The sequence below is a fragment of the Amycolatopsis sp. NPDC028719 genome (genome assembly GCF_055565395.1).
Window position 1 is genome coordinate 391175 of record NZ_JBVHUL010000002.1, and the last position, 25298, is coordinate 416472.

Annotated in this window: 26 protein-coding genes and 1 pseudogene; 4 read left to right on the plus strand and 23 right to left on the minus strand. The window is 72.5% G+C overall.

Annotated elements, in window-relative coordinates; genetic code table 11:
• The first annotated feature begins 164 nt into the window (after positions 1–164).
• Together ACZ4TR_RS09805 and ACZ4TR_RS09810 are read left to right on the plus strand one after the other, a co-directional pair.
• Entirely contained in the window at positions 165–773 is a 609-nt protein-coding gene (locus ACZ4TR_RS09805) for a TetR/AcrR family transcriptional regulator (RefSeq protein WP_465286673.1), read from the plus strand.
• Positions 774–881: 108 nt separating this feature from the next.
• Positions 882–1043 carry a hypothetical protein gene (locus tag ACZ4TR_RS09810; RefSeq protein ID WP_465286674.1) on the plus strand — a complete coding sequence of 54 codons (162 nt, stop codon included), beginning with the start codon at positions 882–884 and terminating at the stop codon, positions 1041–1043.
• A gap of 219 nt (positions 1044–1262) precedes the next feature.
• On the opposite strand, the gene ACZ4TR_RS09815 is transcribed toward ACZ4TR_RS09810, so the two are convergent.
• Positions 1263–2126 (minus strand): LysR family transcriptional regulator, encoded by an 864-nt coding sequence (locus ACZ4TR_RS09815; RefSeq protein WP_465286675.1) that lies wholly within the window; start codon positions 2124–2126, stop codon positions 1263–1265.
• Between the two features lie 350 nt (positions 2127–2476).
• The gene (locus tag ACZ4TR_RS09820; RefSeq protein ID WP_465286676.1) at positions 2477–3061 is read right to left on the minus strand and encodes a helix-turn-helix domain-containing protein; all 585 of its coding nucleotides are present in this window, start codon (positions 3059–3061) and stop codon (positions 2477–2479) included.
• 222 nt (positions 3062–3283) lie between these two features.
• Here ACZ4TR_RS09820 and ACZ4TR_RS09825 point away from each other — a divergent pair, with 222 nt between their 5' ends.
• Together ACZ4TR_RS09825 and ACZ4TR_RS09830 are read left to right on the plus strand one after the other, a co-directional pair.
• Positions 3284–4417: a DUF1684 domain-containing protein gene (locus ACZ4TR_RS09825; RefSeq protein WP_465286677.1), complete on the plus strand. Its 1134-nt coding sequence runs from the start codon at positions 3284–3286 to the stop codon at positions 4415–4417.
• Positions 4418–4533: 116 nt separating this feature from the next.
• A pseudogene (locus tag ACZ4TR_RS09830) lies at positions 4534–4701 on the plus strand (lysine 2,3-aminomutase); the annotation flags it as partial.
• Between the two features lie 290 nt (positions 4702–4991).
• Here ACZ4TR_RS09830 and ACZ4TR_RS09835 read toward each other — a convergent pair.
• The 21 genes from ACZ4TR_RS09835 to ACZ4TR_RS09935 all read right to left on the minus strand — a co-directional run bounded on the left by ACZ4TR_RS09835 (position 4992) and on the right by ACZ4TR_RS09935 (position 25200).
• Entirely contained in the window at positions 4992–5399 is a 408-nt protein-coding gene (locus tag ACZ4TR_RS09835; protein ID WP_465286678.1) for a hypothetical protein, read from the minus strand.
• 160 nt (positions 5400–5559) lie between these two features.
• On the minus strand, positions 5560–6543 hold the full coding sequence (locus tag ACZ4TR_RS09840) for a hypothetical protein (protein WP_465286679.1): 984 nt from the start codon (positions 6541–6543) through the stop codon (positions 5560–5562).
• Between the two features lie 318 nt (positions 6544–6861).
• Positions 6862–7341 (minus strand): nucleoside 2-deoxyribosyltransferase domain-containing protein, encoded by a 480-nt coding sequence (locus ACZ4TR_RS09845; RefSeq protein WP_465286680.1) that lies wholly within the window; start codon positions 7339–7341, stop codon positions 6862–6864.
• 104 nt (positions 7342–7445) lie between these two features.
• Positions 7446–7919, minus strand: coding sequence for a SitI3 family protein (locus tag ACZ4TR_RS09850; RefSeq protein WP_465286681.1), 474 nt, complete (start codon positions 7917–7919; stop codon positions 7446–7448).
• A complete protein-coding gene (locus ACZ4TR_RS09855; protein ID WP_465286682.1) occupies positions 7916–9133 on the minus strand; it encodes a cytochrome P450 in 1218 nt (405 codons plus the stop codon). Before ACZ4TR_RS09855 ends, ACZ4TR_RS09850 begins: the two co-directional genes overlap by 4 nt.
• A 105-nt stretch (positions 9134–9238) precedes the next feature.
• Positions 9239–9949, minus strand: a complete 711-nt coding sequence (locus ACZ4TR_RS09860) for a hypothetical protein (RefSeq protein WP_465286683.1) — start codon at positions 9947–9949, stop codon at positions 9239–9241.
• A 103-nt stretch (positions 9950–10052) separates the two neighbouring features.
• Positions 10053–11168: an epoxide hydrolase family protein gene (locus tag ACZ4TR_RS09865; RefSeq protein WP_465286684.1), complete on the minus strand. Its 1116-nt coding sequence runs from the start codon at positions 11166–11168 to the stop codon at positions 10053–10055.
• Positions 11169–11186: 18 nt separating this feature from the next.
• Positions 11187–12164 carry an ornithine cyclodeaminase family protein gene (locus ACZ4TR_RS09870; protein ID WP_465286685.1) on the minus strand — a complete coding sequence of 326 codons (978 nt, stop codon included), beginning with the start codon at positions 12162–12164 and terminating at the stop codon, positions 11187–11189.
• Positions 12161–12871 (minus strand): 2OG-Fe(II) oxygenase, encoded by a 711-nt coding sequence (locus ACZ4TR_RS09875; RefSeq protein ID WP_465286686.1) that lies wholly within the window; start codon positions 12869–12871, stop codon positions 12161–12163. The genes ACZ4TR_RS09870 and ACZ4TR_RS09875 overlap by 4 nt, the downstream gene beginning before the upstream one ends.
• Positions 12872–12899: 28 nt before the next feature.
• Complete coding sequence (locus tag ACZ4TR_RS09880) at positions 12900–13592, minus strand: thioesterase II family protein (RefSeq protein WP_465286687.1); 693 nt, start codon at positions 13590–13592, stop codon at positions 12900–12902.
• Positions 13593–13603: 11 nt separating this feature from the next.
• Positions 13604–14971 (minus strand): class I adenylate-forming enzyme family protein, encoded by a 1368-nt coding sequence (locus tag ACZ4TR_RS09885; protein ID WP_465286688.1) that lies wholly within the window; start codon positions 14969–14971, stop codon positions 13604–13606.
• The gene (locus ACZ4TR_RS09890) at positions 14968–15432 is read right to left on the minus strand and encodes a hypothetical protein (RefSeq protein WP_465286689.1); all 465 of its coding nucleotides are present in this window, start codon (positions 15430–15432) and stop codon (positions 14968–14970) included. The genes ACZ4TR_RS09885 and ACZ4TR_RS09890 overlap by 4 nt, the downstream gene beginning before the upstream one ends.
• The gene (locus ACZ4TR_RS09895; RefSeq protein WP_465286690.1) at positions 15425–16537 is read right to left on the minus strand and encodes a beta-ketoacyl-[acyl-carrier-protein] synthase family protein; all 1113 of its coding nucleotides are present in this window, start codon (positions 16535–16537) and stop codon (positions 15425–15427) included. The genes ACZ4TR_RS09890 and ACZ4TR_RS09895 overlap by 8 nt, the downstream gene beginning before the upstream one ends.
• A 23-nt stretch (positions 16538–16560) precedes the next feature.
• Entirely contained in the window at positions 16561–17787 is a 1227-nt protein-coding gene (locus ACZ4TR_RS09900) for a beta-ketoacyl [acyl carrier protein] synthase domain-containing protein (protein WP_465286691.1), read from the minus strand.
• The gene (locus ACZ4TR_RS09905) at positions 17784–19052 is read right to left on the minus strand and encodes an MFS transporter (RefSeq protein WP_465286692.1); all 1269 of its coding nucleotides are present in this window, start codon (positions 19050–19052) and stop codon (positions 17784–17786) included. Before ACZ4TR_RS09905 ends, ACZ4TR_RS09900 begins: the two co-directional genes overlap by 4 nt.
• A complete protein-coding gene (locus ACZ4TR_RS09910; protein ID WP_364521604.1) occupies positions 19049–19306 on the minus strand; it encodes an acyl carrier protein in 258 nt (85 codons plus the stop codon). Before ACZ4TR_RS09910 ends, ACZ4TR_RS09905 begins: the two co-directional genes overlap by 4 nt.
• Entirely contained in the window at positions 19303–21711 is a 2409-nt protein-coding gene (locus ACZ4TR_RS09915) for a non-ribosomal peptide synthetase (protein ID WP_465286693.1), read from the minus strand. Before ACZ4TR_RS09915 ends, ACZ4TR_RS09910 begins: the two co-directional genes overlap by 4 nt.
• A gap of 28 nt (positions 21712–21739) precedes the next feature.
• Positions 21740–22456 carry a thioesterase II family protein gene (locus tag ACZ4TR_RS09920; protein WP_465286694.1) on the minus strand — a complete coding sequence of 239 codons (717 nt, stop codon included), beginning with the start codon at positions 22454–22456 and terminating at the stop codon, positions 21740–21742.
• Between the two features lie 10 nt (positions 22457–22466).
• Entirely contained in the window at positions 22467–23705 is a 1239-nt protein-coding gene (locus tag ACZ4TR_RS09925) for an ATP-grasp domain-containing protein (protein WP_465286695.1), read from the minus strand.
• A 5-nt stretch (positions 23706–23710) separates the two neighbouring features.
• Complete coding sequence (locus tag ACZ4TR_RS09930; RefSeq protein WP_465286696.1) at positions 23711–24364, minus strand: GNAT family N-acetyltransferase; 654 nt, start codon at positions 24362–24364, stop codon at positions 23711–23713.
• A complete protein-coding gene (locus ACZ4TR_RS09935) occupies positions 24361–25200 on the minus strand; it encodes a hypothetical protein (RefSeq protein WP_465286697.1) in 840 nt (279 codons plus the stop codon). The genes ACZ4TR_RS09930 and ACZ4TR_RS09935 overlap by 4 nt, the downstream gene beginning before the upstream one ends.
• Positions 25201–25298: the final 98 nt, after the last annotated feature.

Sequence of the window (25298 nt, forward strand, 5' to 3'; positions counted from 1 at the left end):
GCACGCCGAGGTCGATCTCGGGCGCGCCGTTCTCGTCGGTCCCCGGGACCTCGTGGTGCAGAAAGGCTCTGGTTGTCGTTCACGCCGCAACACAACCACGAACACTCAAAAGTTGCAACGCATCAAACTTTTACTGTTCAAGTTTTGCCGTGTAGACTTGCGCCATGAACGCACCGACCGGCCGACGCGAGCGAAAGAAGGCTCAGACCCGCCAGGCGATCGCAGACGCCGCACTGAAGCTCTTCCTCGAGCGCGGCTACGACCACGTGAGCCTGCGTGAGGTCGCCGACGTGGCCGACGTGTCGGTGACCACCTTGTTCAACTACTTCCCGAGCAAGGAAGCGTTGGTGTTCGACCTCGACGACGAGATCGAAGCCGAACTCGTCGCCGCAGTACGTGATCGCGCGCCAGGCACCCCGCTGGTGACGGCGCTGCGGGAGTACATCGTGCACGGGACGACCGCGCTCGCGGCGTCACCGCACGCGCCGTATCCTCACGCGCCGGCCTTCGCCCGAATGGTCGAGGAGACACCGGCACTACGCGAATACGCCCGCCGTATGTGGCTGCGTCACGAGACAGCACTGGCGCGAGCGGTCGCGACCGCTGCGGGCGCGAGCGAGGGCGACACCGCCTGCGTCGCTCTCGCTCGGTTCGTCTTGCAATCTGTCGACCTTGCCTACCGCTACCCGGACACGTCGGTCGCCGCCGAGGTGATTTTCGACTTGCTGCAGAACGGATGGAAATCCATCGACCGGTCGGCCGAGCAGCACTGACATTCGCGATCCGCATCACCAGGTCGATCGCGCTGCGGGCGCTGATCGTTCACCGACCCGGCCCAGGCAGTAACAGCACGCCAGCCGCAAGTTCCGTAGGGCACTTGGATGCAGCGGCTCTTCGACGTGGACCGTCCGACGACGCTCGCCCTCGCCAGCCCGGTCGTCGAGCTGCGGCTCACCCAGGTCGCCAACGAGACGTGGAGAGCACGCGGTCCTGCCGCACGGGTCGCTCCGCTGAACCGCGGCACTCAGCGATTCCAGAGCTGAATCCGAGCACAACTGTGCGTTGGACTCGCTACCTCCCCGACGCCGATACTCGAAGCATGGCTGACACGGAGACCACCGACCTCATCCGGCTGCTCCACCAGTTCGGCCTCCGCGCGCTGGTCTTGGCCGCGTTCGCCGCGCTCGGCGGGCTCACACTCGTGGCCGTCGCGTTGGGGCTCGCCGCCTGTGGATTGCTGGCCGTGCCCGACGCCCGGCCGGTTACGCGAGCAGGTGCGCCAGCAATGCCCGAGCCGCGGGATTGGCGGGCTCCGGGCCACGGCCCGCGAGGTGGATCGCCCGGCTGATGGCGGGCTGTTCGAAGCGCGCGAACGGCAGGCCGGACCGCTTCGCCACGGGCTGCGGCACGATCGACACCCCCAGGCCGGCCGCCACCAGCTCGACCAGCAGCGGCATGTGCGTCGCCTCGCAGACCCGGTTCTGGTGCACACCCGCGTCGGCGAGGCGGCGCGCGACCATCGTCTGGATGCCACTGCCGGTGAACTCGACGAACGGCTCGCCGTCGAGCTCGGCGAGCCGGACGCGCCGCCGACGGGCGAGGCGGTGGCCCGGGTGGCTCAGCAGCACCAGCTGCTGGCTCCACTCCCGGAACCCGCACAGCTCGCCGGCCAGCGGCTCGTCGCCGGCGACGAACGCCAGGTCCAGCTCACCGGTCGCGACGGCGGCCGTCAGGTCGGGGACGGTGCCATCGCGGACGTGCATCCGGATACCCGGGTAGCGGTTCCGGAACTCGCCGAGCTTCGCCGGCAGATCGAGCACGCTCAGCGCCTGAATCGTCCCGATCGACACCCGTCCGCTCGTCAGCCCGGCCAGCGCCGCGACCTCGCCCCGCGCGGCGACCACGTCCGCGAGGATCCGGTGCGCCCGAGGCACCAGCGCACGCCCCGCCTCGGTCAGCTCCACCCGGCGCGTCGTGCGCTCGAACAACGGCAAGCCCAGCTCGGCTTCCAGCTTGCGAATCGACGCGCTCAGCGCCGACTGCACCACGTGCACCTCCTGGGCCGCCGCGGTGAAGCTCCCGCACCGCGCCACCGCGAGGAAGTGCTCGACCTGCCGCAGCTCCATTCAGCGATCCTAGTGCTCAGTCAACGTCCGTTCAGCTGTTCTGCGCTACACCACCAGCTGGTGCGCCCGCCGACCCGGCCCCGCGCCATCGCTGCGTGGTCGCGCGGGTACCGCGCACCGGGCTTCCGGAACGGGATGACGTCGAGCGTGTGCACCCCACCGTGGTCCAGCGCGGCGGACACCGCACCGCGCCGAGTCCTCGCAGGCGTGTGGTCGCCGACGCGCCACCGGCCACGCCTCCCACGATGACGACCTTCGTTTTGCTCTCCTTCCTCCGTGACGGTCAAATATTTTGCCGGTCCGGCAAACGACGTGGGTGGCAGTTGTGGTTGTCCGGCCGGGGAGCTTGTTCATTTCCGCAGGGAAGCGCGGATGTGTGCGCGCTCGCCTTGCCGTCCGACGAGGCAGAGGTATTCCACGGGCTGGGTGGTCGCGGCGCCGAACCAGTGTGGTGTGCGGGTGTCGAACTCGGCGGCTTCGCCGGGCGAGAGGATCAGCTCGTCCTCACCGAGCACGAGCCGTAGTTGTCCATTGAGGACGTAGACCCATTCGTAACCCTCGTGTGCTTGGGGAACGGGCTGTTTCGGGTGGAGATTGCCGCGCAGGACGAACTTGTAGGCCTGGAGGCCGCCGGGGCGACGGGTCAGGGGCAGGACCGTCATACCCCCCTTGCAGTTTATGGGGCGCAGGTGAACACGTGGATCACCGGTTGCTGGGGCGTCGACCAGGTCGTCGAGTGTGACGCCGTGTGCTCTGGCCAGGGGCAGCAGTTGTTCCAGGGTCGGCCGCCGGGAACCGGACTCCAGCCGGGACAACGTGCTGATGGAGATGCCGGTGTCGGCCGACAGCTCGGCCAGCGTGGTCTCGCGTTCGTGGCGGAGTTTGCGCAGCCGGGGCCCGACGGCGTCGAGAGCCCGGCCGTTCTCGTCGTCCATGGTTGGAGTTTGCCAGATGAGCAAACTTCTTTGCCACATCTTGTCCCAGTGCCACATGGTGGTGTCTGACAGGCGTTCCGTTCTGGGGCGGTCGACAGAAAACAAGAGGGGTTTATGTCTACTGAGGATCCTGCTCAAGCAGGTGTGCCGGTGGAGTACACGACCTGGCGGAAGAACCGTTGGGCGGAGATCGCCGGCCCGGGCGGCAAGGCGGGCACCGTCATGCTGGCCATGGTCTCGGATCCCGGACGGGCCGTACCGGGCCTTCCCGGCCGGTGGGAGATGAGTGCGTCGGGGATCCTGACGCTCACCGCAACCGCCGCGGACGGGGTGTCGGTCGGCGGACGGCCGGTGACCGGTGCGGTGGAAATCGAATCCGGCAGCCAGGTGGAATTCCCCGACGGGCGGGTGTGCTTCGTCTCGGGACAAGACGGAATCTACGGCCTGGTCGTCTGGGATCCTTCCGCGCCGGCTCTGACGAGACTGCGCGAGATCGCGACCTATCCCTACGATCCGAGCTGGGTCATCGACGCCGAATACCGCCCGATGCCCGGTCGCACCGTCGAAGTGGAGCGGCTGACCACTCCGCGGAGCAAGGAAACCGTACCCGCTCCGGCTGATCTCGTCGTCGAACTCGGCGGCGAACAGCACACTCTGACGGTGGTGGAAACCGTCCCGGGCTTCCCCTTGGTGGTGTTCACCGACGCCGCCAGCGGAACCGGCACGCCGGAGATCGGCCGGTGGCTCATCCTCCTCCCGCACGAGGGCAGCACCGTCCGACTCGACTTCAACCAGGTAATCCTGCCCCACCACGTGTTCTCCACGGCGTTTCCCTGCCCGCTTCCGCTCGAGGTGAACCGTCTTCCGGTCCTCGTCGAAGCCGGGGAACGCGCGCCCGTCCTCGACGAAGGTGGCGAGAACACGGTGACAGAGCCCGGCAAGAAAGGACAGCACGGCACCATGGAACCGAAACTCACCGAAAAAGCGGTCCAGTACCTGCGGCATCTGGAGAAGTTCGACTTCGCGAGCATGCGAGCGATGTGCACGGACACGGCCACCGTCTGGCACAACGACGGCGAGGGGGAGCAGACGATCGACGAGAACCTCGAACAGCTCGGGCGGACTTCCAGCGGCGGCGGTGGTGTCATCACGTTGCGGTACGACATCACCCGTCAGTTCCAGAAGCCGAACGAGGTACTCCAGCAGCACGTGCTGCACATCGGCATGCCCGATGGGTCCAGCAACGAGTTGCCCGTGGCGATGTACTTCCGTTTCGAGGACGGTCTCATCGACCGCATCGAGGAGTACGCGAACATGGTCCCGGCCAAGGAAGACAACATGAACGACGGCAACTGATCCGGCCCTGAGGCTCGGGCACCTGGGCGCGGCCGCCGCCTGGTGCCGGATTCGTGGTCACCGACGGAGTACAGGAGGCCACCAGGCCCTTCAGCCAGGTGCTCGGGGAGGACGATCTCCGCGACTACGACCGCGAGCTGGGGATCTCGTACTGGACGAAGAACTACCGGACGGGGATCGAACTGGAGGACCCGGAGGCGTTGCAGCGCCGGTACCCGTACTACGACCCGATTTCGACGCTGCCGGAGGCCGGTCAGGCCTGGTGGGCGAACCAGCCCCGCTGACGCCGGCGCGTCGGCCTGCGGGGGTAGGCCGAGGGGGTGCCGCGGAGCCCGATCGGGGCCGCGCACCCCCTCGGCCGTCTCAGACGTTGGGGCTGGTCGAAAACCTACGCCAACGGTGCTCCATCGAATGATCGCAATTGCATGGGCACTTCCCTCGATTTAACGACGTTTAACAGAATTGCGCGACCGTGCCCAGCGTGGCCGATCAAGAGATAACGCTCTTTCGTCAAGCCCGGCTCAGTCACTGCAAACGAAGCGGCTACCCGCTCACCCCCACTGCCGTTTCCGTACTAGTTGCAGATCATGGTCTCACGCCAGCAGTTCGTGGAGTCGTACACGCGCCCGTATTCGCTTTTGATGGCGAGGTAGACGCGATTCGCCCCACCGGGAACGTCCGCGGAGAGGGAAAAGCTTCCCGAGGTGACAGTATCGCAGTGCAGGCTTGTGCTTCTCGCGTCAAGCGCTTTCAAGTCCACTATTGAGGTCGCGTATGCCCGCTCGCATCCGCTGGCGTTGAACGACCCTATGACGCCGACTGAACGGTTGTAGAAGGTTACCGTACCGGAGTAGTAGCCACCCGTGCCATCCTTGATAAGGAAGTTGAGAGTGGGGTAGGCATCTGCGCTGGCTGGCGCCGCTGCGGCAACCGTGGACCCGGTGACAACAGTGAGAACAGCCGCCGCAGCGGCCACGATCATGCCGATCCTTCTCATCGATTTCCCTCTGCTCGTAGGTTATGAATGCAATCCGTTCGGATTCTAGACGACAAGCCCTCGCTATTTCTATTCCTGGATCGAAATTCGCTTTTGGCTGGGCCGCGCCACTGTTTCAGCAGGTTGGCCGCCGCCGGCGTCGAGGTCAGTTCCGACACGTCCAGAGCGTGCCGATCTGCCGCGTGTTGTCGGTGCTGACCCCCGCGATCTGCCGCCCGTCGGCGCTGATCGTGGTCGGGTAGAGCGGGTAGGTGTTCCCGAGCTGGGGCAGCTGCAGCTGGCGGCCGTACTTCCAGCGCGCCGGGGACCCGTTGCGGTTCTTCGCCGCGACAGCGCCGTTCGCGGCGAGGACCCCGCCCTGGGCGTAGGTGCTGTCAGGCAGTGGCCGCTCTTGCCCGGACACCACGTCGATGTAGGTGAGCTCGTCGCCTTCGGCGCCGCCGCGGTCGGCGATCAGGACGCCGCCGGCCAGGTCCGACGCGCGGTGCCCGCCCGGGCCGATGACCGGGAACGACCGCACGATCGTGCCGTCGAGCCGGTAGACCGTCTGCATCTCGTCGCCGGCGAACCCGGCCGAGCCGAGGACGAATCCGAGGTCGTCCACCTTGAGGGCCATCGTGTACACCGGCCCGTCGTCGAGCACTCGCGGCGTCCGCGTGCCCGCCGGCCAGACGACGGCGCGGGACAGGCCGTCGACCCAGGTGTACCCCGAGACGTCGCCGCGGGCGTTGATGTCGGTGGCCCCGGAGCCTGGTTCGCCCGGCTCCGGCAGGAACGTCGTCACGCCACCCGACCGGATCGCCGCGTGCCGCGTCCCGCCGGCGAACTGCGAGCCCACCATCACCCCGCCGGAGTTGATCGCGGACGGGACGAACTCCCCGAGGTCCGTCGTGACCCCGGCGCGCCACTGCAGCCCGTGTTCGTTGTCGCCGAAGTGCGACCGGCCGAGACCGACGAACGTGCCGTGGTCGTCGGTGGCGGCCGGGTAGACCTCCTCGCCGGCGATCGTCCCGGGCAGCTCGGTCACCCGGCACACCGCGGCCGGAGCGGGCTCCGCCGCGGACGCCGTCGCCGGCGTCGCGACTGCCAGCACGCTCACAACGGCCAGTAGCTTCAGTCTTGCTCCCACGTTTCCTCCCCTGGTGAGTCGGCGGGCCCGCACGGACCCGGCCGAACCCCTCACGCTCGAGCAGGTCCTTCGGTTGAGTCCTGCGAGCAGCTGAACGGAGCGCGGTCGCCGGGCCGGCCGGGAATCACCCGAGCACGCGCGCTTCACCTTGCGGATATGCGCGGGCAGTTTCTCGCGCAGCACATTCGTGGCCGGTCCAAGGGGCCACGATCTGGACGTGCACGCGCTCGGCGACCAACTCGCCTTCATCGTCGAGCGCGGGAGCTCGCGGCGGCTGAGCGGTGCTCGTGGAGGTCCATGGGCGCGGCGGTACCTGTACTACGCGGCGTCGATCGCCGCGGTGAGGGTGTCGTCCAACGTGGACCACACCGGCATTCCCGGGCGGTTGATCCGGCACAGGAGGTGGACGTCGCGCTCGCGCGGGTAGCCGGGGTCCGCGCCGACGACGATGCGCCGCCGCTCACCCAGTGCCTGCCCCAGCTCGAACAGGGCGATGGGCTGCGTGGTCTTCGCCGCGTCCGAGCGCGGGAACCAGAACAGGGTCAGCCCGGCCAGCCGCAGGTGGTGCTGCTCCCAGCTGACCTGCTCGAACGCCGCGCCGGGGTCGTGGATCGGGAAGTCCGCCCGGTTCGGGTTGAACACGATCAGGGGCCGCGGCGCGCCCAGCAGCGTGCGTACCGCGTGCTCGTGCCACGGCTCGGCCACCGCGGTGATGCCACCGGCCAGGAACACCGACGGCGGGTCGCCGGGCCGGGGACGGTGGTAGGTGGGCGCCTCGACGTACCGGTCGGTTTCCATGTGTCTCCTCTACCCCGGTGCTCAGCGGAACGCCATCGGCCTGCGTTCATGGGGTTGTGGGAGAAGGGTGAGCCGCTGGGGGCCCCACAGGGTGTCGTTGACCGTCAGCCGGCCGCCGAGGCGGTGCAGCCACACCTCGGAGTACTGGGAGTGGAAGAGCGCGTCGCCCGGATGCGGTCCAGCACGCCGAGGACCAGCCGCAGCACGTCGGTTTCCTGGCTGTCGAAGTCGCCGGTCTTGCTGAGGCCGAAGACGACCTCGACCGTCGGCGCGAACCCGAACCGGTTCTCCACCGGGTCGGGCGGGTCGTACTCGGCGGCGTCGACGCTGAACCACCCGCCGCCGCGCAGCGAGGCTCCGGTGGCGTCGTGCTCGATGACGACACCGGGGACGGCGTCGACGAGCGCGGCCAGCACCGCCTTCGGCGTGGTCGCCGCACGGCGCGCCGTCTGCCCACCTTGAACACGAATTTCCGGACGCCGCGGGGTATTCCTGCGTCGTCGGTTGTTCTTCGGCGGAATCCGTGACCGCGGCGGGTATCGGTGCACCCGATCCGGGCCCACCGGCGTAAGCGTCACCGCGTGAGCGGCAGGGCGGCCATCCCGCGCAGGGCCGGGTTCGGGCGTCGCTGCACCTCACCCGCGATCCGCAACGTCGGGAAGCGCTTCCCGAGCTGTTCGAGCAGGACCGTCATCTCCAGCCGGGCCAGTGCCGCTCCGAGACACAGGTGCAGGCCGTGCCCGAAGAACAGGCCCCGGCCTCCGTCGCGGGTGATGTCGAAGCGGTCCGGGTCCGGGAAGCGGGCCGGGTCGCGGTTCGCCGCTCCCAGGAGCACCACGACCATGTCTTCCGCCGGGATCTCCACCCCGCCGAGTGCTGCCGGCCTCGCGGCGGCGCGCTGGCTCATCTGGGCGGCCCCGTCCCAGCGCAAGATCTCCTCCGTCGCCCCGGCGGCCAGGCCGGGATCACCCGCGAGCAGGGCGAACTGCTCCGGGTGGGTCAGCAGTGCGTGGATCCCGAGGCCCAGCGCGCCCGCGGTGGTTTCGTAGCCGCCGCCGAACAGCACGAGGAGCGAGTTGAGCGCGTCGTCGGCGGACATCAGCTCCGCGTCGGGGGTGGGGCGGGCCAGCAGCGCGGACGTCAGGTCGTCACGGGGTTCCGCGCGCCGCAGCGCGATCAGGTCCGCGAAGTAGGCCCGGAACTCGACGGCGGCCGCGTCGACCTCGGCGCGCAGGTCCGCCGGCATCGCCGGGTTGACCTGCCTGCCGATCAGGTCGGTCAGCCGGCGCAGGCGGTCGTGGTCGGCGTCGGGCACGCCGACCAGGTCGCCGATCACCGCCATCCCGAGCGGGTAGAGCACCGTGGTGACGAACTCCGCCGCGGTCCCGTCCGCCGTGGCGTCGGCGAAGCGGTCCAGCACCCGGTCGACGGCCCGGCGGACGGCGGGCTCCAGCCCCTGGACGCGCCGGACGGTGAAGTCCCGCATGAGCAGGCGGCGCTCGCGCGTGTGGTCCGGCGGGTTCTTCCACGGCAGGAGGTCGGCCAGCAGCGCCATGGCCGGGTTGTCGCGCCAGCCCGGCCGGTGCCGGTCGCGCCACCGCGCGTCCAGCACCAGGAACGTCTCGCCGTCGGCGAGCACCGGCTGGCAGTCGGCGAACCGGCTGAGCACCCAGCCGCCGAAGACTTCGCTGCGGAAGATCGGCGCCTCTTCGCGCAGTTTCGCGTAGACCGGGCACGGATCGGCGAGCCCGGCCGGCGTGGACAGCGACAGCAGGGCGTCGTCTGCGGACATGGTGCTCCTTCCGGTGGGAAACGGTTCCCGCAGTCTGGTCCCCGGCGCCCGCGCCGGGGCGGATCCGGGCCCCGGCTTCACTCGGATGGCAGGGTGCGGAACCGGTCACCTGATCGGGAGGTACGCCGCCACGTCGGCGAGCGCGTCCAAGGTGGCGCCGTCGACGTGACCGGTCGCGGTGTCGGCCTCGGCGACGACCATGCCGTAACCGTCCGGGCGGGACTCGTAGTGCAGGCCGGTCATCCGCACCCCGGCGACGCCGAGCACGGCCGCGATCTCCAGCGGCCGCACGTCACCGCTGCCCTGCACCGCCTCGACCCGCTCGAACGCCGTCGCCTGCTTCTTCGACCGGAAACCGACCCGCACCACCGAGATCACCGCGGCGTTGCCGTGCCCGTCCCCGACCGCCAGCAGCATCCGGTCCAAGGCCGTGCACGGCGTGCCGGCCAGGAACTCCCGCACCCGGCCCGACGCCGCCGCGACGCAGTCGCCCTCGTGCTCCAGCCGCCGGACCGCGCGCTTGAGCTCCTTGACCTTCAGCCGGCTCCACGCCTCCTGCGGCTTACCGCGCTTGGCCGACTCCCGCGCTTCGGCCCGGCGCGTCTTGAGCGAGCGGCCCGGCAGCGAGTCGACGACGTCGCCGGCGCTGTTCCCGGCCAGCGCCTCCGAGGCGGCCCCGCCCGTCGCCCCGCCGAAGGCACCGGCCCCGCCCGCACCCCCGGCGATCGCCGCGGCGGCGACCGCCGCCACGACCACGCCCGTCCCCTTGTCGCGGAGGTAGATCCGCTTGCCGTCCTTCGTGATCCAACGCCCCATGCGACCCCCTCGACAGCATCATCGAGGCGATCACCGCACCCGGGGACGGATGACCGGAGGTTGACCGGTATCTGTCAGGTCCGGGGTTTGCCCGGCGGATCGGTCACGAGCGGTAGGGGCGGAAGAAGTCCCTCAATTCCCGGGCGTAGATTTCCGGCTCCTCGAACGCCGCGAAGTGCCCGCCACGCTCGAACTCGGTCACGCGGACCGTGTTCGCCGTGCGGTCGAGCCACGCCCTCGGCGGCAGGACGACGTCGCCCGCGAAGAGCGCGAATCCCGAGGGCACCTCCACGCGGCGGGCGAGCTGTGCGGGCGGGATCGCCGCGTTCGCCCGGTACATGCGCATCGACGAGCCGATCGTCTGGGTCAGCCAGTAGATCGTGATGTTCGTGAGGATTTCGTCCTCGGTGAAGCGGAAGCCGTCGCTCCAGGACTGCATCTTCTCGACGATCCACGCCGCGAGGCCCGCCGGTGAGTCGTTCAGGGCGGCCGCGGCCGTCTGGGGCTTGGTGCGGTGCATCGCCGCGTACGCGCCTTCGGCCGCGCCCCAGGTCGTCACCTCCCTCATCCAGTCGCGCTCCTCCGGCGTCAGGTCCGCCGGGTCGCCCGTGAAGATCGGGAGGCCCGCGTCCGTGCGGTGGACCGCCACCACCCGGTCGGGGTGATCGAGCGCCAGGTAGCGGCTCACGTGGCTGCCGATGTCCCCGCCCGCCGCGCCGAACCGCGGGTAGCCGAGCTCCGTCATCAGCCCGGCCCACAGGCCGGCGACGGCGATGGAGTTCAGCGGCGTGGCGGGGCGCGCGGAGTACCCGAAGCCGGGCACGTCCGGGACGATCACGTCGAAGGCGTCGGCCGGGTCGCCGCCGTGCGCGCCGGGGTCGGTCAGCAGCGGGATCACCTTGGTGTAGCGCCAGAACGAGTCCGGCCAGCCGTGGGTGAGCACGAGTGGGAACGCCGGCCCGGTCCCGCGGACGTGCGCGAAGTGGATGTCGTGGCCGCCCACCGTGGCCCGGAAGCGCGGGATGGCGTTGAGCTCGGCTTCGCGGGCGGGCCAGTCGAAGCCGTCCGCCCAGTGGGCGACGAGCTCACGCAGGTAGCCGACGTCGGTGCCGGCCGACCACCCGGCGTCCTCGGGGGCGTCGGGCCAGCGGGTCGCGCGCAGCCGGGTGCGGAGGTCTTCGAGGACCGCCGGAGCGGTCTGCGGGGCGAAACTCTCCATGGGACGAACCCTACTGAGTCAGTAGGCGACCCGGGTTCCCGCGCCGGTTTCCGCCGCCCGCCGGTGAATGAACCGCGCTGCCGCCAGGTCCTGGACCGCCAGGCCGACCGACTCGAACACCGTGATCTGCTCCGCGGACTCACGGCCCGGGACGCGGCCGAGCAGGACGTCGCCGAGGGGCGTCAGGTCCGCCGGTCCGATCGCACCCTCGCGCTGGGCGAACAGGTAGTCGCCTGCCTCGTGCGTCGCCGACTCGATCGAGTCCACGAACACGCGCGCCCCGGCGATCGTCGGGGTGTCCAGCTCGCGCGTGTGCGGGACGCACGAGCCGACGGCGTTGACGTGCGTACCCGGGCGCAGCCATTCCCGCCGCAGCAGCGGAGAAGCCGCGTTGGTCGCCGTCACGACGATGTCGGCGGCCCCGACCGCTTCCTCCGGGGAGGGAGCCACCTCCACCGGCAGGTCCAGCTCCGCCGACAGCACCGCGCACACCCGCTCGGCCCGCGCGGCGTCGCGCGCCACGACCCGCACCCGGGTCAGCGGGCGGACCGCCGCCAGCGTGCGGATGTGCGCCGCCCCCTGGACGCCGATGCCGAACACCGTCAGCTCCGCGGCGTCCGGGCGGGCCAGCGCCTCGGTCGCCACCGCGGTCACCGCCGGGGTGCGCAGCTCGGTCAGCACCGACGCGTTCAGCAGCGCCAGCGCCTCCCCCGTGTCCCCGCTGAACAGCAGCATCGCGCCCTGGTGGGCGTCGAGGCCGAGTGCGGTGTTGCCGTCGAACAGGCACACGATCTTGACGCCGTAGCCCGCGGCCGCGGTGTAGGCGGGCATCATCGCCAGCAGCCCTGCGGCACCCTCCGGGGCGACGACCGGGCGCAGCGGCTGGTGCGCTTCGCCCCGCGAGAGCGCCTTCAGCGCGTCGCGCATCGACGCCAGGCTCTCCTTCGGCGGGAACAGCGCCCGGACGTCGGCCCCGGAGAGCACCAGCAGCGTCATCGCTTGCCCGCGCCGAACAGCTGGTCGTCCAGCCCGGCCGGGCGCACCGCCTCGGGGATCGACCGCGTGTAGTAGTTCATCGTGACGACCGCGCGCAGGGCGTCGTCGGTGCGCAGCGGCTGGACGTAGTGCGGGTGGAAGCGGGCGTCGAAGAAGAACAGCTGGCCCCGCCGCGGGTAGATGACCGCCGCGTCCTCGTTCACTTCGGCCACGTCGCGGGCGTGCCGGTTGCGGGAGACGACCAGGCCGCCGCCGGTCTCCTCGGTGCAGTCGGTCAGGTACAGCAGGCCCTCCATCGGGTTGCTGTCGACGTGACAGGGGTAGCGCATGGTGATGCCGCGCTGCACGTTCAGGCTCAGCGCGCGGTTGGCGGTGCTGGTCAGTTCCAGCGGCTCGTCGACCAGCCGCTCGCCCAGCTGCCGGAACCAGCCGGTGTAGAGCTCGTTCACCCACGGTGCCTGCTCGACGAGCACCTCGCCGTCGACCGACTCCAGCGGGATGATCGCGTCGGGCGTCTCGCGGGCGGTGGTCATGGTGGGGCGGAAGCTGCGCCGGGCGGCCTGGCGCGCCGCGACGTCCAGCAGCTCCTCGGCCCAGCCTTGCGGCAGGGCGCTGCCGACGTCGTAGATGTGCCAGTGGAACGGCAGGTTCCGCGGCGGGGTCCAGTCCGCGAACCGGCCCGGGGTGTGGTCGATCGTGGCCGACATGGTGCCTCCTCATGGGTCGGGAGCGTCCTCAGTGGACGCTCAGGTGCGCCCGCAGCCGCTCGGCCACCGCGGGCGGCCGCTCGAACGGGAAGTCGTGGCCGCCGGGGAAGGCGGCCGTCTCGAACCGGGCGCCGGTGTAGCGGGCCCACTCCTCGACCGCGGTCCCCGGCGCGGTGGGGTCGGCGCGGCCGTACCAGGCGAACAGGTCGACCGGCAGGGGTTCCGCGGGCCCCGGTTCGTAGGCCGCCACGAGCGCCAGGTCGGCCCGCAGCGTCGGGACGAACAGGCCGCGCATCGGGGACTGCCGGGCGACCGGGTCGAGGAAACCGAGGGCGACGAGCCCGGTCAGGAAGTCGTCGTCGCCGGCGGTGACGAGCCGGGTGAACTCCGCGGCGGAGATCAGGTGCGGGGGCCGGGCTCCGGCGATGACGACGAACTCCGGGCGCGGCAGCGTGTCCGTCGCGCAGATCCGGCGCGCCATCTCGTAGGCGATCAGCCCGCCCATGCTGTGCCCGGCCAGGGCGTAGCGGCCCTCGCGCGGGATCCGTTCGACGAGCTTCGCGGCCGTGGCGGCGAGCGTCGGCGCCGGGGTTTCGCGGGCCGCCTTGCCGCGTCCCGGCAGGTCGAGCGCCTGGACGGTGATCTCGGGCGCCAAGGCCGCGGCCCACGGGCGGTAGGCCCGGGCCGAGCCGCCGGCGCCCGGCACGCAGAGCAGTTCCATGGCGTTCTCCCCTACTTGTGCAGGCTGCCGGCCGCGACCGGGTGCACGGTCAGCTCGCCGGGGCGTTCGTTGGCCGTCAGCAGCGGGTACAGCGTCCGCCGGACGTCCTGTTCGGACAGCGGCCGGGACTCGTCGACGTAGAGCGCGAGGCCGAGGGCGCCGGCGTTTTCGTCGCCGGGCGGGGTGACGACCGCGCGCAGGACGCCGTCGACCGACTCGGCCGCCTTGCGCACCGACGAGAGGGACACCTTGTCGCCGCGCACGATCGCGAAGTCGGAGATCCGGCCGCTCAGCCACAGGTAGCCGTCGTCGTCGAGGCGGCCGACGTCGCCGGTGGCGATGGTGTCCGGCCCGACGAGCTTGCCGCGGGACACGCCGCCTTCGACCCCGACCTTGGCCCGGTACACCGTGTCGGCGGTGACGAGCACCTCCTGCTCGGCCGGGCCGCGGCCGGCGTCGCGCACGCTCAGCCGGACGCCCTCGAGCGGAGTGCCGGCCGAGGCGAACCGGCTCGGCGGCTCGCGGTGCGCCGCCAGCGTCGCCACCCGCGGCCCGGCTTCGGTCAGCCCGTAGGTCAAGTACAGCTCGAGGCCCGGGTTCGCGGCCAGCAGCGCCGCGGTGGCGGCCGGGGCGAGCGCCTGGCCGCCGACGCCGAGCACCCGCAGGCCGGGCGGCAGCCGGCCGCCGTCGGCCAGCAGGCCGGCGACGAGCAGCGGGGTCAGCGCGGACACGGTGACGTCGTGTGCGGTGACGACTTCGCGGTAGCCGGCGGGGGTGAACGGCGGGCCGGTGACGACCGGCGACGCGCCGGTGACCAGGGCGGCCAGCACCTGCGCGACCAGGGCGTAGGAGTAGTGCATCGGCAGCGTGATCAGCATCCGGTCGCCGGCGCTCAAGCCGATGCCGCGGGCGTGGCGGGTGGCGTTGCGCCGCAGCGCGGTGACGTCGTGCAGGCAGCCGGTGGCCATCCCGGACGTGCCGGAGGTCAGCAGGATCGCCTGCCCGGGCCGGTGCGTCCGGTGCGGTCCCTCGGCCAGCGGGGTGACGGTCACCTGGTCGGCCTCGCCGGTGCCGGTCCCGGCCGGGCGGACGAGGGCCGCGGCGCCGAGCCGCCGGGCGGTGGCGCGCAGGCGGGTCGCCGGGGTCGACGCGGCGAGCAGCGTCGGCACCAGGCCGGCGAGGACCAGGGCGAAGAAGACCCGGATCAGCCGGGTGCCGTTGGGCAGCGCGACCAGCACGACGGAGCCCGGGGCCAGGCTCGACGCGGCGAACCGGGCGGCCAGTTCGGCCACGCCCGGGCACCGGCCGGTCGCGCCGGGCCAGGTCGTGCGGGCGAGCAGGTCCTCGACCTCGCCCGCGGTCACCGCGGTGTCGTTCACGCCGCCTCCAGGAGTTCGCAGGTTCCGCGGTGGGTGCCCGAGTCGTCGACCCGGTGGGTCACCAGCAGCACCGCCGGGGCCGCGCCGGTCAGCCAGCGGCCGGCGAGCACGCGCGCGACGGGGACCCCGTCGGCCGGGGGCATCGTCAGCAGCAGGCTCGGTCCGTGCAGGCCGTAGCGCAGGCAGCTCAGGCCGACGAGTGTGCCGGGACTGGCGGCGACGAACCGCAGCGGTGAGATCGCCCTCTTCGCGACGTCGACGGCGACCTGGCGCAGGGTGTCGCCGGTGGCGTACTCGCTGACCCCGAGGACGCCGACCCGCTCGCGCGGGCCCGCCCAGTCGCGCAGGACCCGGCCGACGAGGTCGCACACCAGCCAGGCGGACGCGTCGGCGTAGCGGACCGGGGCGCCGGGCGGCCGGGGGGCGTCCGGCGCGCGGGTCGCGGTGACCGGCTCAGGCATCGTCCCCCCGTTCGAGCAGCAGGCAGGTGTTGAACCCGCCGAAACCGAGGGTCAGGCTGATGCCGAACCCGCCGGTGAACCGGCGCGGCGCGTCCCGCGCGACGGGCAGGCGCAGCTCCGGCATCGGCCGGACCAGGCCCAGCACCGGCGGTACCGTCCGGTCGCGCAGCGCCAGCTGCAGGGTGATGGCTTCGATGACGCCGGTCGCGCCGAGCGAGTGCCCGAGGGCCCCTTTCGTCGCGAACACCACCGGCGGGCGCGGTGCCAGGCCGAACAACCCCGACAGGCAGGTGGCTTCCGCTTGGTCGTTGAGGACGGTCGCGGTGCCGTGGGCGTTCACGACCGCGATGTCGGCCAAGCCCAGCCCGGCGACGTCGACGCATCGGCGGACGGCCCGCGCGGCGGCCTCGCCGTCGGGTTTCGGGGCGGTCATGCCGGCCGCGTCGTTGGTGGAGCCCCAGCCGCGCAGGTACCCGTGCACGCGGGCGCCGCGGCGCCGGGCCGAGTCCGCCCGTTCGAGGACGACGTACCCGGCGCCGTCGCCGGGCAGCATCCCGGCGCGGTCGGTGTCGAACGCGCGGTGCGTCGTCGGGGACAGCGTGCCCAGCTGGGCGTGCCCGAGGCGCTTGCCGTCGGTCAGCAGGTCCACGCCCCCGGCGACGGCGACGTCCGCGTACCCGGCTTCCAGCAGCTCCGCCGCCACGGCGATCGCGTCGGCGCCCGAGGAGCACGCGGTCGACAGCGACACCGGCGGGCGCGTCACTCCCAGGCGCTTGCCCGTTTCGGCGGCCCAGTCGTGCAGTGATCCCGGGTCCGCGTCGTCGATGTGCGGCCCCAGGCTGGTGCCGAGCACCAGCACCGGATCGGTGTCCCCGGCCCGCAGCCCGGCGTCGCGCAGTGCAGCTTCGGCCGTGACCGTGGCCAGTTCGACGTGCTGCTCCCGCGGGCTCCCTTCGGCGGGCGCGTCCGGCAGCGGGCCCGCGACGAAGCTGCGGAACTTGTTCGTCCCGGGCACCACGCGCAGCCCGGTCCGCCCGGCGAGCAGGGCCTGCCAGACCTGTTCGCGGCCGGCCCCCAGCGACGTGCGCCAGGCGGTTCCGGTCACGCAGAGCACCTCGGGGCCTGCGCTCAGCACGGGACCTGCTCGACGATCGCGAACGCGTTGGTGCCCCCGATCCCGGCCGACATCACCCCGGCCCGGCGCGGCCCGCCGGGCGTCCACGCGCGCCCTTCGGGCACGATCGAGAACCGGTCGCCGCCGGCGGTCAGCTCCTCGATCGGGTCGCCGGTGTTGGGGGTGGCGGGCAGGAAGCCGTGCTCCACCGCGAACGCCGTCTTGATCAGCGCGGCCAGCCCGGCCGCGGTGTCGGTGTGCCCGATGCTCGCCTTGACCGAGCCGACGGCGAGCGGCTGGCCTTCGGAGCCGAGGGCCTCGGTCAGCGCGGTGGCTTCGATCTGGTCGTTCACCGGGATGCCGACGCCGTGCGCCTCGACGTACCCGAGGTCCGCGCCGGTCAGGCCGGCACCGGCCAGCGCCTTGGCGACGACGCGGATCTTGCCTTCGACGCCGGGGATGGTGAACCCCGCCTTCTGCCGTCCGTCGTTGTCGACCGCGGTCGAGCGGATCACCGCGTGGATCGGGTCGCCGTCGGCGAGGGCGTCGTCGAGCCGGCGCAGCAGGACAGCGCCGACGCCGTCGCCGGGGACGGTGCCGGTGGACGCGCGGTCGAACGGGCGGCAGACGCCTTCGCTGGAGTAGATGCCGTTGGGCGTGTACTCGTAGGTGCCATCGGTGTCCATCACCGCGACCCCGCCCGCGAGGGCGTAGTCGCACGCGCCCAGCCGCAGGCTCTGGCAGGCCAGGTGCACCACGACCAGGCCGGTCGCGCACGAGGCGTCGACCATGATGCTTTCGGCGCGCAGGTCGTGGAAGTAGGAGAAGTGCGGGCCGGCGAACGTGGCGTCCCGGTCCACAGTGGACTCGAAGGTGCCGCGTTCGACGTGCTTGGTGCGGGCCACCCCGGCGTAGACCGCGGTCGACGGGCCGATGTCCGACAGCCGCACGCCGGCGTCCTCGGCCGCGGCCCACAGCGCCTCGTAGAGCATCCCGTGCTGGGGGTCGCGCTCGGCCGTCTCGCTCGTGTAGCCGACCAGCCCGGCGTCGTAGTGGTTGCGGTCGGGGATGAAGCCCCACGCCGGGATGTCGCGCGGGCCGTCGCCGGGCGGCACCGGGCCGCCGCGGGTGAAGCGGTCGCGCCCGGCCCGCAGGTTGTCCCAGAACTGCGCGGCGCTCGCGGCCCCGGCGTACCGGCAGCCCATGCCGACGATCGCGATCGCGTCGGATCCTTCGCTCATGCCACGGCCTCCACTTCGTCGACGGTCGCCGGCTCGGCCCCGGTGGCGGGCAGCGACCGGCGCAGGCCCAGCACCAGCAGCGTCGCGACGACGCTCAAGGTGATCATCACGCCGACGAACGCGGCGCCGGACCCGAACGGCAGCAGCGCCCCGGCCAGCGCCGGGCCGATGACGGCGCTGGTCGAGAGCGTGATCGAGAACAGCGCGTTGGCCCGGCCGCGCAGGTCCTCGCCGACGGCGTTGTTCAGCAACGTCGTCAGCAGCGGGACGACCAGGGACTCCCCGATCGACAGCAGGATCACCGCGACCGTCGCGAGCGCCAGCGCCGTCATGCCGGTGTGGCCGCCGGCCAGCAGCACGAACACCCAGCACGCCGCGAACATCACGCCGCTGGCCCCCACCAGCAGCGTCCGCGAGAACCGCTCCAGGTGCGGCATCACCACGAACTGCACCACCGCGCAGAGGATGATGTTGACGGCGAAGGCGAACGACAGCCCGCTCGCGGTGATGGCGCCGGTCTGGGTCAGGTAGCCCGGCAGCCCGGCGCGGAACTGGCCGAAGGACACCAGCGCGGACAGCAGCAGCACGGCCAGCAGGGCGAGCAGGCTCGGCGAGCGCAGCACGGCCCGGTAGGTGCCGCGGACGGCACCGGCGCCGCTTTCGGTGTGGTGCACCCGGTTCGGCAGGGCCCGCACGGTCGCCACGGCCATCACGAAGAACGTCGCCGCGTCGATCGAGTACATCAGGAAGTACCGGCCGACCGGGCTGAGGAAGGCCAGCGCGGCGAACACCCCGCCGAGGATGACGCCGATCCCCATCGCGACGTTGAGGACGCCGTAGTCCGCCGAGTACGCGGTTTCGCGCTGCGCGGGACCGGTGGTCGCGCCGTAGGCCGCGCGCACGGCGGTACCGACCCCGCTGATGCCGAAGCCGAACACGATCGCGGCGGCGACGGCGATCCAGGCCTGCCCGGCGAAGGCGAACAGCAGCGTGCCGACGCCGGCGTTGACGTTGGCCAGCGGCACGACGACGTTGTAGGGCAGCCGGTCCAGCAGCGCACCGTAGACCAGGCCGCCGAACACCGCGGCGAACGCCTGCACCGCCAGGGTCGCCGCGGGCACCCAGGTGGGCAGGTGCCGCACCTCGGTGAGGTAGATCCAGAGGAACGGCATCACCATGCCCGCGCCGAGGGCGCTGATCCCGTTGGTGAAGATCAGCAGCCGGGCGGCCGGGGGCAGGGCGGCGATCCGGCGCAGGCCTTTCACGCCGCGTTCGCCTCGAGCCGGGCGGTGACCGCGGCGGCCAGCGCGGTGACCGTCTGGTGGTCGAACAGCATCCGGACCGGCAGCCGGGTGCCGAGTTCCCGGCCGAGCGCCGCCATGATCCGGGTCGCGCCGAGGGAGTTGCCGCCGACGGAGAAGTAGTAGTCGTCGTCGGTGAACCGGTCGTGGCCCAGCACGCGGGCCCAGGTCCGGCGGACCAGGGCGGCGAGGTCGGGCTGCGGGTGCGGTGTGGTCACGGCTGGGCTTCCTTCTGTGCGGGTGGTCCGGCGAGGTGGGCGGCGAGCAGGCGCGGGGTGGGATGGCCGTAGAGGTCGCGGATCCCGACCGTGAGGCCGGCGTCGCGCAGCGCGGCGAGGGTCTTGGCGGCCAGCAGCGAGTTGCCGCCGCTGTCGAAGAAGTGGTCGTCCGGCCCGATCGCGGGCCCCAGCACCGAGCGCCACGCGGCGAGCACGACGCCGGCGTCCCCGGTGGCTTCCGCGACCGGGGCGCCGCCGAGCGCCGGCTCGGGCAGGGCGGCCTCGTCGAGCTTTCCGTTGACCGTCAAGGGAAGCGCGGGCACGACGGTGAACGTCGAGGGGACCATGTACGCGGGCAGCACGGCGGCCGCGCGGGCGCGCAGACCGGCCAGGTCGGCCTCGTCGTCCGGGCCGCCGGTGACGACGTAGGCGTCGAGGCGGGCTTCGGCGGTGCCCGGCGCGGCGAGCACGACCGCGGCCGCGACGACGCCGGGGCCGGCCAGCAGGACCTTGCGGATCTCGTCGAGCTCGATGCGGTAGCCGCGCAGCTTGACCTGGCTGTCGAGCCGGCCGAGGTGCTCGAGGCGGCCGTCGGGCAGCAGCCGGCCGAGGTCGCCGCTGAGGTAGCGCCGGCGTCCGGTCACGCGGTCGGTGACGAACCGCTGCGCGGTGAGGCCGGGGCGGCCGAAGTAGCCGTGCGCGAGCCCGGCGCCGCCGACCGCGATCTCCCCGGGCACGCCCGGCGGCAGCCGGCGGCCGCGGGTGTCGACGACGTGGACCTCCCAGCCGGGGATCGCCCGGCCCACCGACCGGGACCCGGCCAGCGCGTCCGCGCGGGTCACTGTCTGGGAGGTCACGTGCACGGTGGTCTCGGTGATGCCGAACATGTTCACCAGCCGGCACCGCGTCTCCGGATAGCGATCGAACCACGGCAGCAGCGCGAAGGTGTCCAGTGGCTCCCCGCCGAAGACGACCAGCCGCAGCGGGAGGTCGTCGAACCGCCGCCGCTGCGTCTCGATCACCTGCGTGAAGCTCGACGGTGTCTGGTTGAGGACGGTGACGCCCTCATCGCGCAGCAGCGCGGCGAACTCGTCCGGGGAGCGGCGCGTCCACTCCGGCACGACGACGACCCGGCCGCCGGTGAGCAGGGGTCCCCAGATCTCCCAGACCGAGAAGTCGAAGGCGACCGAGTGGAACCACGTCCAGACGTCGGTGTCCCCGAACCCGAAGTCTTCCGCGGTGCCGGAAACGAGGTCGACGACGTTGCGGTGCGGCACGACGACGCCCTTGGGGCGCCCGGTCGAGCCGGAGGTGTAGATGACGTAGGCGGGGTCGTCGGGGCCGGCGAGCCCGGCCGGTACCTCGCCGTCGGCCGGCAGCTCGGCCGCGATCTCGTCGGTGACCACCAGCGCGAGCCCCGCGTCTTCGGTGATGTAGGTCAGCCGCCGGCGGGGGTAGGCGGGGTCGAGGGGGACGTACACCGCCCCGGCCCGCAGCACGCCGAGCAGCAGCGCGACGAGTTCGGCGCCGCGTTCGTGCACGATCCCGACCCGGTCGCCGGGCCGGATCCCCCGGGACCGCAGGCCGGCGGCGAAGCGTTCGGCTCGCGCGGCGAGTTCGGCATAGGTGAAGGAGCGGTCGTCGCCGGACACCGCCGGAGCCGGACCGCGCCGGGCGGCCTGCTCGGCGAAGACTTCGGTGATGGTGCGGGGACGGCCGGCGGTCGCCGGCCGCGGTTCGGGCCCCGCGTCGAGGGCGATGTCGGCCAGCGGCCGGTCGGGATCGCCGGTCCGCAGCTCCGCGAGCACCGCGGCGAGCTGCCGTCCGAGCTGGACCGCGGCCCACCCGGCGACGGCGTCCGCCGCGAAGCGGGCGGTCGCGCGGCCGTCGACGACCCGCACGGTCAGCGCGTGGCCCACGGTGAGGACCTCGGGTACGGCGCCGGTCGCGACCTGCTTGCGGAACACCCCGACCGGCTGGTCCTCGTCGACCGTGACGAGCGTGGCACCGAAGACCTGCGACGCACTGCGCGTGTACCGGCTGAGCACCAGGCCGAGCGCGGCGAGCACGTCGGCGGGCCCGGCCGGACCGAGGTCCACAGTGGACTGTTCCGAAGGTCCGGCCAGGTGTGCCGGCAGATCTCCGGCCGGCGGGCTTTCCAGCACCGCGCGGGCCAGGCCCTCGGCACCCGGCCCGGTCGCGACCAGTTCGCGGACGCCGTCGGCGTACGCCAGCACGACGAGCCCGGCGGTCCCGCGGGCCAGTTCGCGCTCCCGCCATCGCGCGGCCTCCGCGGCCGGGCGCGGAACGGGCTCGAACCGCAGAGCGGCGCCCAGGGCGACGGCGCGGGCGCGCACGGTCCCGTCGCCGAGCCCGGCGGGCACCGGGCGCAGAACGTTCGGCACGGCTTCTCCTCCCACCCGTCTCAGCGGCTCACGGCCGCGCGTCTTCGCCCGCCAGCGCGCGCTCCATCAGCGCGACCAGCGGCTGCCACTGCTCGACCAGGTACATGTGGCCGCCGGGGAGTTCCTCGGCCCGCCACCCCGCCGACGTCACTTCGGCCCAGCGGGCGGCGGCCGCCGCGGACACCAGTTCGTCGTCGGCGCCGCGGACCGACACGATCGGGAACGCGGCCGGCTCGGCGTACCCGGGCTCGTAGGTCTCGTCGACCGCGATGTCCGCGCGCAGCGCCGGCAAGAGCAGCTCCCGCAGGTCCGGGTCGGCCAGGGCCGGGTGGCGGTAGCCGGCCAGCTCGGCGACGGCGACGGCGAACTCGTCGTCGGGGAGCCCGGCGATCGGCGCCGACCGCCGGACGCCGGGCCGGGCGGCGCCGCTGACGAACACCGTCAGGTCCGTGTCCGGCCGCTCGCGGGCGACCAGCCGGGCCACCTCGTAGGCGACCCGTGCGCCGAAGGAGTGGCCGAACACGCCGACCCGCCCGGCGGCGCCGGCTTCGCGCAGGACGTCGCCGGCGATCGCGTCGAGCAGTCCGGCCATGGTGGTCGCCGGCGGTTCGGCGAAGCGCCGTTCCTTGCCGGGCAGGTCGACGGCGGCGAACCGCAGCGCGGGTGCCGCCTCCGGCCAGGCCTGGAAGAAGCTCGGGCCCGCCCCCGCGGGCGGGAAGCACAGCACGGGAACGCCGTCCGTCATCGTCGCTCCCTCACTCGAACCGGTTGCCGGCGGCGATGGCCGCGGACGCGGCGACCCAGGTGTCGCGGAACGCGGCCGGGGTGCCGCCCTCGATCCACACGTTCTGCAGCCGCCCGTGCAGGCCGGTGCGGTAGTCGAGCGCGTCGCCGACCGCCGCGCGGGGATCGACCCGCCACACCCCGGGCACCCGCAGCAGCTCGGCCGGATCGGCGAGCGCGGTGAGCCGGCGGGCGGCGGGCGGGAACTGGGTGAAGATGCAGGCCGCGTAGCCGGAAGTGACCACCGGGCGGCGCGCGGCCTTGCCGGCGGCCACCTCCAGCGCGAGGCGCACCGGGTTCAGGTCGCTCACGCGCGGCACGATCGACGACAGGAACCCGCCGAGCCTGCCGTTGACCTCGATCAGCCGTGGGCCGGTGGCGGTCAGCTTGAACTCCATGTGCGCGAGGCCGCTGGTGACGCCCAGCGTGGTCAGGATCCGCCCGGCGCGCTCGATCGCGAGCTGCTGCGTCTCCCACGACAGCAGCGACGGCCCGGTCATCCCGCTGTCGCGCAGCGGCGGGAGCAGCGGGAACCGGTCCGAGAGCCAGAACGCCCAGTGCTCGCCTTCGCCCAGGGAGGCCATCTCGACCGAGAAGTGGTCGCCGAGCCAGTCCTGCTCGTCGTGGGGGACGCCGATCAGCCGCTCCTCCAGCAGCCACGTCGGCGCGGCCCCCGTCCGGGGTCCCGCGGAGGTCCTCGCCCCGGCCAGCGCGGCCCGCAGCGCGGGTTCGTCGTCGACGGGGAAGATGTTGAAGCTTCCGTTGCCGCGCACCGGTTTCAGCACCGCGGGGAAGCCGACGGCGGCGATCGCAGCGACGAGCCCGGCATCGTCGGTGAAAGGCGCGGCGCGCACGGCGAGCCCGGTGCCGGCGAGCCGCGCGCGCTGGACGTCCTTGCGCGTCACCGCTTCGGCGGTCTCTTCGTCGTGGTACGGCAGGCCCAGCCGGGCGGCGACCGCGGCGACGAGCGGAATCCACTCGTCCTCGACGGTCACCACGCCGTCGACGCCGAGGCCGGCCAGCCGCGCGGCGACGGTGTCCGGGTCCGCCCCGGCCGCGTCGACGACCTCGGCCAGTTCGGCGAGGCCTTCGCGCTCGTCGGTGGTCCACGGCTGCGGACCCGCGTTGACCACGACCAGCTCGCACCAGTCGGCCGCCGCGTCGAGCAGGTCCGGCAGCGCGGACGCGTCGGCCGATTCGAACACCGCCACCTTGATCATACTGTGCCGTTCGTTACTGATCCGACCACAGTCACGGCCGGATGGCTTTCGTGGCAATGGCACGTACCGCTCGACGGCCGGCCTGCTTTTGGTCGCATCAGTAACGTCGGCTCCCGTCGTCTCGCGTACTCGCGCGTCTCGCCGTCCGTGCCGAGCAGCGTGAACCCGGTCTTCTCCAGCACCCGCCGCGACGGCAGGTGGTCCTCGTCGGTCTCGGCGCGCACCGTGGTGACGCCGGGCTGGCGGAACGTCCAGCCGAGCAGCGCTTCGACGGCCTCGGTCGCCAGGCCGCGGCCCCGGAACGGCTCGATCAGGCCGTAGCCGATCTCGGCGGTGCCCTCGGCGTCGGGCGCGGAGTGGAAGCCGACGTCACCGACCGCGAGCCCGGACGCACGGTCGACGATCTGGTAGAGGCCGAATCCCGGCCGGTAGGCGTCCGCGGTGACCATCCGCAGCACCAGCTTCGCGCCGCCGACGGTGCCGTCGAAGGGATAGCCGGGCGCCCACGCCCACCGGTCCGCGGCGGGCTCGCCGGCGAGGATCGCGCGGACCTCGCCGAACGGGACCTCGCGCAGCGTCGTCCGCGGCGTCGGCAGGACCGTGAGCGGCGGTCCGGCGGTCGTGGTGGGGTGGTCCGTTTCCTGCGTCATGCCGCCTCTTCGTCAGGGATCGCCGCGCTCATCGCGCGGTAGACCGCGGTGTTCTGCAACCACAGCTTGGGGAACAGCGGGCGCACGGCGAGCCGCTCCAGGTCGGAGATGGACTTGCCGCGCATGCTCCGGGGGCGGCCGGCGTCCTCTTCCTGTTCGTCGGCGGCGCGGGGCTGGCCCCCGAGCATCTGCCAGACGAGGTTGAGGTGGACCTGCTTCCATTCGAGGACCTGGGTGTCGAAGCGCTGCAGGCCGATCATGACGTCGGCGAGCTGCGCGACGCGCCCAGCGGCGCCGGAGTCCGGGTGCGTCGCCGCGACCAGGTCGGCCGGGGTCACGCCGGCGTCGGCGGTGGCGGCCTCGAAGGCGGCCCACACGGCGTGCGCGGCACGGCGGACGTTGCGCGAGCCGGGCGAGGCGAGCCCGGAGGCCGCGCCGGCGAGGTCGTCCCGCATGCGCAGGAACGAGACCTGGGTGAGGGAGTTCGCCATGACGCGCAGGCATCCGACGGTGAGCGACGCGGTGTCGGCGCACCGCACGAGCAACCGTCCGGCGGCGATCGCGTCGCCGCGGCCGAGGGCGGCGGTCAGGTCGCACAGGCTGTGGTGCACGGCGACCCAGCAGTACTCGGTCAGCAGGTGCACGATCTGGAAGAACCGGTGATCGGAGTGCAGCAGTTCGTCCTCGGGGATGAGCGCCGAGAGGGCGGCGGTCAGCCTGATCTCGGTCTCGTAGCCGCTGCCGCGGTCGAATTCGTACCGAAGCCGCGGATTCGATTGCGCCGGATTGAGCGTCCGCACCTCACGGTCGCCGTCTCCGTCTTCCGACCCTGCCACGAAGGACCCCCCACGCGAATCTCGACGGCGATTGCCCCTGGTTCTCAAAGTGGCAGCCCGCCACCGCGCACGGCAACCAAAACGCTTTGTGGCTCAGA